1 protein-coding gene and 1 tRNA gene are annotated in these 822 nt (G+C 25.8%); both read right to left on the bottom strand.

All coding sequences use genetic code 11. The features are described 5' to 3' along the window. Positions 1-84: 84 nt before the first annotated feature. Positions 85-156: transfer RNA gene (locus ACYVEA_RS34620), tRNA-Lys, on the bottom strand. Positions 157-335: 179 nt separating this feature from the next. Next, on the bottom strand, positions 336-731 hold the full coding sequence (locus tag ACYVEA_RS34615) for a hypothetical protein (protein ID WP_460433873.1): 396 nt from the start codon (positions 729-731) through the stop codon (positions 336-338). Positions 732-822: the final 91 nt, after the last annotated feature.

Genomic DNA, 822 nt, shown 5'->3' with positions numbered 1-822 from the left:
TGTTAAACATAAATAAATTTATTTATTGTTATATATATTATAGTTGTTATTTTATTAATTAAAAAGTAAATTTTTAATTTATATTAGGGTTTGTTGGATTCGAACCAACAATTTGATGATTAAAAGTCATATGTATTACCATTATACAAAAACCCCTATATAATTTATGTTATATATAATAATCTTAGTTAATTATTATTATTAGTATTAACAATATTAGTATTATTGTTAATATTAACAATATTAGTATTATTATTAGTATTAATTGGTTCATAACTACGATTTGGGTCTACTATATTTGGGAATGCTATTCTAATATTTTGAGATAATCTTCTTCATTCATTTGATTCTCTTTCAAAATGTACTCTTTGTGCAATTTTATAAGTATATTCTTCTCCAAGTGTTGTACCTGCTCTAATATTATAAATACCTTGAAGATTATGACGATTAAAACTAAGAGATCCATCAGCTCTTTCATAAGGAAGAGCTCCTGGTCTATTAGAAGCTTGATCTCTAGGATGTAATAGTGATTGGTCATATGGAGTTTGTAATCCCATATGATTTAATAAAGGTTGTGTACTAGAACTATATCCTATTAAAGAACCTAAAGAATTACTATTAAATCCTGATCCATGCACATATGAATTAGAATGCATACTACTTTGCATAGCCGCTAAACCCCCTGGAACTCTATCAATAATATTTTGCATTATACGAATTTCTTGTCTCACTTTAAAAATTTGAGGATGAAGTTCTCTTACACAATCATCTTCAATTGATAATATAATAATTCAATATCTCTGGTATCTTGTATCCTCTTCT

The sequence above is a fragment of the Spirosoma jeollabukense genome (assembly GCF_054777855.1).
The sequence above is the reverse complement of the archived record's forward strand: the minus strand, read 5'-3'. Positions and strand labels throughout refer to the sequence as shown.